The organism is Ramlibacter sp. (genome assembly GCF_013697775.1).
In the GTDB taxonomy this organism is placed as follows: Bacteria; Pseudomonadota; Gammaproteobacteria; order Burkholderiales; family Burkholderiaceae_C; genus Ramlibacter.
Genome location: NZ_JACCWG010000313.1, coordinates 1 through 10,410, shown reverse-complemented (window position 1 = coordinate 10,410; position 10,410 = coordinate 1). Strand labels below are relative to the sequence as shown.

The window sequence follows — 10,410 nt, the reverse complement described above, 5'->3', positions numbered from 1 at the left end:
ACGCAACGCAACGCAACGCAACGCAACGCAACGCAACGCAACGCAACGCAACGCAACGCAACGCAACGCAAGCAGGAGTCTATCCATGAGCAGCAGCCTCGAAGCCAACCCGCCGATTGTCGACGTCGATGCCCTGGTGGATCCGGCCGCCGATGACGGCGCGCGCATGGCCGCGGGCCGCGCCATCGACGCGGCGGCGCGCAGCTGGGGCTTCTTCTACGTGCGCGGCCACGGGGTGGACCCAGCATTGTTGGCGCGCGTGGAAGCCCAGGCACGCGGCTTCTTCGCGCAGGACGAAGCCGCCAAGATGGCAATTCCCATGTCGGCCGGCGGCACCGCCTGGCGCGGCTATTTCCCCGCAGGCGGCGAACTCACCTCGGGCCTGCCGGACTGGAAAGAGGGCTTCTACCTCGGAACCGAGCTCGGTGCGGCGCATCCGCGCGTGCGCGACGGCGTGATCCTGCACGGCCCCAACCTGTGGCCGGCGATTCCGGGCTTTCGCGACACGGTGCTGGCCTACCTGGACGCGGTGGCCGCGCTCGGCCATGCATTGATGCGCGGCTGCGCGCTGGGCCTGGGCCTGCCGCAGGACTACTTCGCAAGGCACGGCACGGCGGACCCGCTGCTGCTGCTGCGCTTGTTCAACTACCCCAGCCGGCCGGTGCCGCACGGCACGCCGGCGGACTGGGGCGTGGGCGAGCACACCGACTACGGCCTGCTCACCATCCTGTGGCAGGACGACGTGGGCGGGCTGCAGGTGCGCACCGACGCCGGCTGGGCGCCGGCGCCGCCGGTACCCGGCACCTTCGTGTGCAACGTGGGCGACATGCTGGACCGCATGACGGGTGGCCGCTGGCGCTCGGTGCCGCACCGCGTGGCGATCAACACGAGCGGGCGCGACCGGCTGTCGATCCCGCTGTTCTTCGACCCCGACTTCGACACGCCGATCGAACCCGTGCCGGGCAGCGGCGCCGGCTCGGACGACAGCGGCCGGCGCTGGGACGGCGCCAACCTGCAGGCGTTCCAGGGCAGCTATGGCGGCTACGTGACGGCCAAGGTGGGCAAGGTGTTCCCGCACCTCAAGCGCGCACTCGAAAAGGATGGCGAGGCCGGATAGCAACGGGGTTCAACGGGTTTGGCGGGCGCCTGGTAAGCGTCACGCCGTCCGCGCAACCGGACGTAACGGTCGCCGCCGCATCGCGTTTCATCGTGCGGTTTTTATCCTAATGCCTCGGGTTGCGACGGAGGGCAGCCCCTTGCGCCGGACCGTACCATGGCCGGTTCGCACGATGCCGTCCGTGAGGGAGAACAATGCAAACCGAGCCGTCTCCGGATCCGCGGAGCTTGCTGGAGTTGCTGCAACACCGCGCCGCCACGCCTGGTGCGCACCGCCCCGCGTTCACCTTCCTGGAAGACGGTGAGCACGCAAGCGGCGTCCTGACCTTCGCCGGCCTCGACCGGCAGGCACGCGGCATCGCGGCGCGCCTGCAGCGCACCATCCGCGCCGGCGACCGCGTGCTGCTGGTGGCGCCGCCGGGGCCTGGCTACATCGCCGCGTTCTTCGGCTGCCTGTATGCCGGCGCCATCGCCGTGCCGGCGCTGCCGCCAGCCAACCTGCGCACGCTGCCCAGGCTCAAGCTCATGGCGCAGGACGCGCAGCCGCGCGTCGCCTTGGGACCGGCCGACGTCGTGGCCCGCATGCGCGCCGCGCAGGTGCGCGGCGACGGCGCCTTCGGCCAGCTGGAATGGCTGGAGATCGAAACCGCGGCAGATGCCGAGGCCGATGCGCTGCACGAATGGGTGCGCCCCGGCGGCGTCGCCGGCGACATCGCCTTCCTGCAATACACCTCCGGCTCCACGGCCGCGCCCAAGGGCGTGATGGTCAGCCATGCCAACCTGCTGGCCAATGCGGCGTTGATGCGGGCCGTCTACGGCATGGGTGCGGACGACACCTTCGTCTCGTGGCTGCCGCCGCACCACGACCTGGGGCTGATCGGCGGCATCGTGCTGCCGCTGTACGTGGGCTGCCATTGCGTGCAGTTCCCGCCGGCCGCGTTCCTGATGCGCCCGCACCGCTGGCTGAAGGCGCTGTCGGACTACCGGGCACGCGTGACCGGGGCGCCGAACTTCGCCTATGCGCTGTGCGCTGACAAGGTGACCGAGGCGCAAAAGCAGGGCCTGGACCTCAGCGCGCTGGAAGTCGCCGTCAACGGCGCGGAGCGGGTGCGCCATTCCACGCTGCGCCGCTTCGCCCGGGCCTTCGCCGGCTGCGGCCTGCGCCCCGAGGCGCTGACGCCCTCGTACGGCCTGGCCGAGGCGACGCTGCTGGTGACGGCCAGCCGCCAGCCGGTGCCCGGCCTGCTGCCGGCGCACCTCGCCGTCGACAGGCAGGCGCTGGCGGTGGGCCGGATCGCTGTGGCGCCGCAGAGCGACGCCACCATCACGCTGGTCGGCACCGGCGCCAGTGGCTTGCACGGCCACGCCGTGCGGATCGTGGAGCCGGAGTCCCTGCGCGAACTGCCGGACGCAGCGGTGGGCGAGATCTGGGCCAGCGGCCCGTCGGTGGCGCGGGGCTACTGGAACCGCGCCGAAGAAAGCGAGCGGACCTTCAATGCGCGCCTGCCGGGACACGCGGCGCCCTGGCTGCGCACCGGTGACCTGGGCTTCCTGCATGGCGGCGCGCTGTACGTGACCGGCCGCCTGAAGGAGATGATGGTCTTCCACGGGGAGAACATCTATCCGCAGGACGTGGAAGCCACGGTGGAGGCGCTGGACCCGGCGTTCCGCGCCGACGGATGCGCGGTGTTCTCCGTGGGGGAAGACGCCGGCGCGCCGAAACTGGTGGTGGTGCAGGAGCTCGCGGCACGCTGGCAGCCCGCGCTGGACACGCTGGCCGGCACGCTGCGGGCCGCCTTGCAGGAGGGCCACGGCATCGTCGACCTGGCGGCGGTGCTGCTGGTCAAGACGGGCCATGTTCCGCGCACCTCCAGCGGCAAAATCCAGCGGGTGCGCTGCAGGCAGATGTTCCTGGACGGCGCGTTCGAGGCGGTCTGGTCGTGGCGCGAGGGGGAGGGCAGTGCGCCGCAAGGCGATGCCGAAGGCACGGGCGCCCGCGCGAAGCCCATGGTTTCGCCGCGCACGCCGACGCAGACCGCGCTTGCCGGCATCTGGCGGGACCTGCTGGACCTCGACGCGGTGGACGTGGACACCGGCTTCCTGGAACTGGGCGGCCATTCGCTGCTGGCCGCGCAGATCGTCTCGCGGGTGCGCGAGGCATTCGGCATCGGCATCGACATCCGCGACCTGTTCGCCTTTCCCACCATTGCGCAGCTGGCCGGGCACATCGATCGGCAACTGGGCCGGGATGCACGTGCCGCGCCGCTGCCGCCCATCGTGTCGGTGCCGGTGCCGCGCGGCGGCGCGATGCCGCTGTCGTTCGCGCAGCAGCGGCTGTGGTTTTTGGACCAACTCGAAGGCGCCGGCGCCGCCTACAACATCGCGGCGGCGCTGCGGCTGAAGGGCGCGCTGGATGCGCAGGCGCTGGAGCGCGCGCTGAACGACGTCGTGCGGCGGCACGAGACTCTGCGCACGTGCTTTGCAAGCGAACAGGGCACGCCTGTGCAGCGCATCGGGCACGCGCTGCGCTTGCGGCTGCGCCTCGACGACCTGGGCGAGCTGCCGCTAGAGGAGCGGGAAGCATGCGTTCGCCGGCTGGCGCACGACGAAGCGCAACGCCCGTTCGACCTGCGCACCGGCCCCCTGCTGCGCGCGGCCTTGCTCACGCTGGGCGCGCGGGAGCACATGCTGCTGTTCACGGTGCACCACATCGTGTCGGATGGCTGGTCGATGGGCGTGCTGGTGCGGGAAGTGGCGGTGCTGTATGGGGCGTACCTCACCGGCCAAGACTCGCCGCTGCCCGAGCTGCCGATCCAGTACGCCGACTACGCGCGCTGGCAAGGCAGGCAGCTGGATGCGCAGGCGCTGCAACATCTGCTCGGGTACTGGACGCAGCGGCTGCGGGGCGCCCCCACGCTGCTGGCGCTGCCCACCGACCGGCCGCGCCCGGCTGTGCGCAGCCACGCGGGCGCCACCGTCCGTTTCACGCTGGAACCCGCCCTGCGAAGCGGGCTGGAGCAGCTGGCGCGCGAGAACCAGGCCACGCTGTTCATGATGCTCGTGGCCGGCTGGAGCGTGCTGCTGAACCGCTACACGGGCCAGGACGACATCTGCATCGGCACCCCGGTGGCGCACCGCGTGCGCCCTGAAACCGAAGGATTGATCGGCCTGTTCGCCAACACGCTGGTGCTGCGCACCGCGGTGGAGGCCGGCGCGAGCTTCACGCAGCTGCTCGCGCAGGTGCGCGGCCATGCGCTGGATGCGTACGCGCACCAGGACATGCCGTTCGAGCAGCTGGTCGAAGCCTTGCGGCCGGAGCGGCACACCAGCCACACGCCGCTGGTGCAGGTGACGCTGGCGCTGCAGAACGCGCAGCAGGCGTTGCGCCTGCCCGGCCTGGACGTCGCACAGGTGCCGACGGACGCGACGGCCGCGAAATTCGACCTGGCGGTTGACATCGTGCCCGGCGACGACGGGCAGCTGCATGGCAGCATCGACTACGGCACGGACCTGTTCGCGCGCGAAACGATCCGCCGCATGGCCTGCCATTTCGCGGTGCTGCTGGCGTCTGCCGTCGCCGCGCCGCTGAAACCGTTGCGCACGCTGCCGATGCTGGGCGCGGCCGAACGAAACGCGCTGGTGGCGCAGTGGCGCGCGCCGCGCGTGGAGTACCCGGCGAACGGCACGCTGCAGGAACTGTTCGAGGCGCAGGTGCGGCGCGCGCCCGAGGCGGTGGCGGTGCGCCATGAAGGCCAGGCGCTGCGCTACGGCGAACTCAACGCGCGCGCCAACCGGCTGGCGCACCACCTGCGCCGCCAGGGCGTCGGCCTCGACGTGCTGGTGGGCCTGTGCGTGGAACGCGGCCTGGACATGCTCGTGGGGCTGCTGGCCGTGCTGAAGGCCGGCGGCGCCTATGTGCCGCTGGACCCGGACTATCCACCGCAGCGCCTGGCCTTCATGCTGGCCGATGCGCGGCCCGCGCTGGTGCTCACGCAAGAGCGCTTGCTGGAACGCCTTGCGCAAAGCGGCGCCGGCGCAAGGACGTTTTGCCTGGACAGCGGGTGGAGCGCGGTGCAGGGCGAGCCCGCGGACAACCCTGCGCGCATCAACGGGCCGCAGCATCTTGCCTACGTGATCTACACCTCGGGCTCCACCGGCCAGCCCAAGGGGGCGCTGCTGCAGCACGGCAACGTCGTGCGCCTGTTCGACGCCGCGCGGCCGCACTTCGGCTTCGGCGCCGGCGACATCTGGACGCTGTTCCACTCCTGTGCCTTCGACTTCTCGGTGTGGGAAATCTGGGGCGCGCTGTTGCATGGCGGCACGCTGGTGGTGGTGCCCCACGCGGTGGCGCGCAGCCCGGAGAAGTTCCTGCAGCTGCTCGCGCGCGAGGCGGTGACGGTGCTGAACCAGACGCCGTCGGCATTCCAGGCGCTGGTGCAGGCCGAGGCGCAGCACCCTGTGCCGTTGCGCCTGCGGCACGTGATCTTCGGAGGCGAGGCGCTCAACCGCGCGGCGCTGACACCGTGGTTCGCGCGCCATGGCGACGCGGTGCCGCGCCTGGCGAACATGTACGGCATCACCGAAACCACCGTGCACGTGACTTGGCACCGGCTGCGCGCCCATGACGGCGACGCGGCGGCGGGCTGCATCGGCCGGCCGCTGCCGGACCTCGCCTGCTACCTCCTCGACGCGGACCTGGAGCCCGTGCCCGCGGGGGTTCCGGGCGAGCTGTACGTGGCGGGCGCGGGCCTGGCGCGCGGCTACCTGAACCGACCCGGGCTGACGGCGGAACGGTTCCTGCCGGACCCCTATGGCGCGCCCGGCACGCGCATGTACCGCAGCGGGGACCTGGCGCGCCGGCTCGCCGACGGCAGCATTGGCTACCTGGGTCGCATCGACCACCAGGTGAAGATCCGCGGCTTTCGCATCGAGCTGGGCGAGATCGAAGCGGCCCTGGCGCGCCAGCCCGGCGTGCGGCAAGCGCTGGTCCTGGCGCGCGAAGACGCACCGGGGGACAAGCGGCTGGTCGCGTACGTGGCGGGCGACGGCCTGGATGCCGGCGCGCTGCGCGCGGCGCTCAAGCACGGCCTGCCGGCATACATGGTGCCGGCGCATTACGTGCTGCTTGCGGCACTGCCGCTGAATGCCAACGGCAAGGTGGACCGCCAGGCGCTTCCGGCCCCGGACGCGGGCGGTGCATCTGCCAACGCATACGAAGCGCCGCGCAGGCCGACCGAACAGGCGCTGGCCGGCATCTGGGCGCGGGTGCTGAAACTGGACAAGGTGGGCGCGCACGACGACTTCTTCGCGCTGGGCGGGCATTCGCTGCTGGCGACGCAGGTTGTGTCGGCAATGCGCGCGGCCTTCGCCGTGGAGCTGCCGCTGCGCGCGCTGTTCGAAGCGCCGACGCTGGCGGAACTGGCGCTGCGCTTGGACCAGGCGCGGGCGGAGGACAAGGGCGCGGCAGCGGCGCCCATCGCCGCAGTGCCGCGCGATGCGCCGCTGGCCTTGTCGTACGCGCAGCAGCGGCTGTGGTTCCTGGACCAGCTGGAAGAAGCCAGCGCGTTCTACAACATCGCGGCAGCGCTGCGCATGGCGGGAACGCTGGACGGCCAGGCGCTGGAGCGCGCGCTGAACGAGGTGGTGCGCCGCCACGAGGCTTTGCGCACGCGCTTCGTGAGCGAGCAGGGCGAGCCGGTGCAGCGCATCGCGCACGAGATGCGGCTGTGGCTGCATCCCATCGACTTGACCGGCCTGCCGGCCGGCGAGCGGCAGGCGCGCGCGCGCTGGCTGGCGCAGGACGAAGCGCAGAGCCCGTTCGATCTGAGCGCGGGGCCCCTGATCCGCGCGCGGCTGCTGAAACTGGCCGAGGACGAACACATTCTGCTGTTCACGGTGCACCACATCGTGTCGGACGGCTGGTCGATGGGGGTGCTGGTGCGGGAGGTGGCGGCGCTGTATGCGGCGTATGTAGCCGGCCAGGACTCGCCGCTGCCCGAATTACCGATCCAGTACGCGGACTATGCGCACTGGCAAAGGCAGTGGCTGAGCGGTGTGGTGCTTGAGGAGCAGCTTGGCTATTGGAAGCAGCGGCTGCAGGGAATCCCGACGCTGCTTGCGCTGCCGACCGACCGGCCGCGCCCGGTGATTCAAAGCCACGCGGGCGCGACGCTGAAATTCAAGGTGCCCGCAGAAGCGACGGCAGCTCTGTACGCCCTGGGGCGCGAGACGCAGACGACGCTGTTCATGGCGCTGGCGGCAGCCTTCAGCATCTTGCTGAACCGCTACACGGGCCAAAGCGACATCTGCATCGGCACACCCATCGCCAACCGCAACCGCGCGGAGATCGAGCCGCTGATCGGCTTCTTCGTGAACACGCTGGTGCTGCGCACGGAGGTGGACGGCGCAAACAGCTTCGCGCAGCTGCTGGAGCAAGTCAAAACACACGCACTGGGCGCCTACGCCCACCAGGAAATCCCGTTCGAGTACTTGGTGGAAGCGCTGAACCCCGAGCGCAGCACCAGCCACGCGCCGCTGCTCCAGGTGATGCTGGTCTTGCAGAACGCGCCGATCAGCGAGCTGCGCCTGCCGGGATTGAAATTGGAGCCGATGGAGAGCGAACACGCGACAGCGAAGTTCGACCTGACCCTGACGGTCGTCGAAGGCGATCAGGAGCTGCACGCGAGCTTGGAGTACGCGACCGAGCTGTTCGACCTGCAGACCATCGAGCGCATGGCCGCACACCTGCAACGGCTGCTGGAAGCGATCGGAGAGAACGCGAAGCAACGCATCGGCGACCTGCCGATGCTGGGACAGGAGGAGCAAGACCAGATCCTGCGGCAATGGAACGCAACGCAGGTGCAGTACGCAGCAGGATCAACACTGCAGGCGCTGTTCGAAGCGCAGGCACGCCGCACGCCCGATGCGCTCGCGGTCCGCCACGACAACCAGGAGTTGAGCTACAGCGAGCTCAACAAGCGCGCGAACCGCCTGGCCCACTACCTGACAAGCCAAGGCGTCGGCCCCGACGTGCTGGTCGGCATCTGCGTGGCGCGGAACCTGGACATGATGGTCGGCCTGCTCGCCATCCTGAAAGCCGGCGGTGCCTATCTCCCCCTGGACCTTGCCTACCCGCCCGAGCGCATCGCCTTCATGCTCGCCGACGCGCAGCCCGCGCTGGTGCTCACGCAAGACCGGTTGCGCGAGGCGATGCGCCTGGAAGGCCAGCCCGAACACGACCCCGCCGCGTGCGTGCTGCCCGGGCATCTGGCCTATGTCATCTACACCTCCGGCTCCACCGGCAAGCCCAAGGGCATCGGCATCCAGCACGGGAATGCTTCGGCCTTCGTGGCCTGGGCGCTGTCCGTCTTCTCCGCAGCCGAGTTGGAAAGAACGCTGGCCTCCACCTCGATCTGCTTCGATCTCTCGGTCTTCGAGCTGTTCGTTCCCTTGTGCCGGGGCGGCTCGGTTTGGCTGGTCAAGGACATCCTGGACCTGGTGGCCGACCCCGCTGCGTTTCCCGTGACCCTGGTCAACACGGTGCCGTCGGCCATCGCACAGCTGCATGCGAGCCGCGCCATTCCGTCCACGGCCAGGGTCATCAACCTGGCCGGCGAGGCATTGGCGCCCGCGCTGGTGCAGGCACTCTACGCAACCGGACCGGTGGAGCGGATCTTCAACCTGTACGGGCCGTCGGAGGACACGACGTATTCGACGTACGCTCTGCTGGGCAGGCACGAGGCGACGGCCAGCATCGGCCGGCCCGTCGCGAACACGCAGGCCTACCTGCTGGATGCGCACCTTCATCCGGTGCCCGTGGGCGTCGCCGGGGAGCTGTGCCTGGCGGGCGACGGCTTGGCGCGCGGCTACCTGGACCGCCCGGGGCTGACCGCGGAGAAATTCATCCCCGACCCGCACGGCGCGCCCGGTTCGCGCATGTACCGCACGGGCGACCTGGCGCGTTGGCGGCAGGGCGGCACCATCGACTACCTGGGGCGCATCGACCAGCAGGTGAAGATCCGCGGCTTTCGCATCGAGCTGGGCGAGATCGAGTCGGCGTTGGCGCTGCAGCCCGGCGTGCGGGAAGCCCTGGTGCTGGCGCGCGAGGACACGCCCGGCGACAAGCGGCTGGTCGCCTATGTGGCGGGGGACGGCCTGGACGCAGACGCATTGCGCGCCGGCCTGAAGCGCAGCCTGCCGCACTACATGGTGCCGGCCCATTGCGTGCTGCTGCCGCAATTGCCGCTTGGCCCGAACGGCAAGATGGACCGCAAGGCGGTGCCGGCGCCGGACGCGGGCGCCGCGTCGCGCCAGGCGTACGCCGCGCCGCGTACGCCCACCGAGGATGCGCTGGCGGGCATCTGGGCGCAGGTGCTCAAGCTGGAGAAAGTCGGCGTGCACGACGACTTCTTTGCGTTGGGCGGGCACTCGCTGCTGGCCACGCAGGTGGTCTCGAAGCTGCGCGCCGCCTTCCAGGTGGAGCTGCCGCTGCGCGTGCTGTTCGAAACGCCGACGGTGGCGGACCTGGCGGCGCGGGTGGACCAGGCGCGGGAGGAAGACAGAAGTGCACCGGACGCGCCGGTCGTGCCCGTGCCGCGCGACGCGCCGCTGCCCCTGTCCTTCGCGCAGCAGCGCCTGTGGTTCCTGGACCAGCTCGAACCGGGAACCGGCCTCTACAACATCGCGATGGCGCTCGGGCTGAGCGGACGCCTCGATCCCGCCGTGCTGAAGACGACGCTGAACGCGGTGGTGCGCCGCCACGAAGCCCTGCGCACCCGCTTCGGCGTGCATGGCGGCGAGCCGGTGCAGGTGATCGCGCCGCAGCTGGTACTGGACCTGCCGCTGTTGGACCTGGGCGCGTTGCCGCCGGAGCAGGGCGCACGGCAAGCGCGTGCCCTGGCGCAGGCAGAGGCGCAGCGGCCGTTCGACCTGGCCTCGGGTCCGCTGGTCCGCGCGCAGCTGCTGAAGCTGGCGCAAGAAGAGCACGTGCTGCTGTTCACGGTGCACCACATCGTGTCGGACGGCTGGTCGATGGGCGTGCTGGTGCGCGAGGTGGGCGCGCTCTACGCGGCATACGCGCAGGGTCGGCCCACGCCGCTGGACCCCTTGCCGGTGCAGTACGCGGACTTCGCGCATTGGCAGCGGCGCCGGCTGGATGCGGCGATGCTGCGGGACCAGCTGCGCTATTGGGAGCAGGCGCTGGACGGCGCGCCGGCGCTGCTCGCGCTGCCGACCGACCGGCCGCGGCTGGCTGCGCAAAGCCACCGCGGTGCCACGCACCGCACGCATCTGGAC

At 70.8% G+C, this 10,410-nt stretch carries 2 protein-coding genes; both read left to right on the top strand.

Translation table 11 applies throughout. The annotated features are described in order from the left end of the window. Nucleotides 1–85: 85 nt before the first annotated feature. Nucleotides 86–1,117, top strand: a complete 1,032-nt coding sequence (locus H0U68_RS15740; protein WP_296357248.1) for a 2-oxoglutarate and iron-dependent oxygenase domain-containing protein — start codon at nt 86–88, stop codon at nt 1,115–1,117. Nucleotides 1,118–1,344: 227 nt separating this feature from the next. Next, nucleotides 1,345–10,410 (top strand): non-ribosomal peptide synthetase (locus H0U68_RS15735; RefSeq protein ID WP_296357246.1); only part of this gene is annotated, 9,066 nt, incomplete at its 3' end.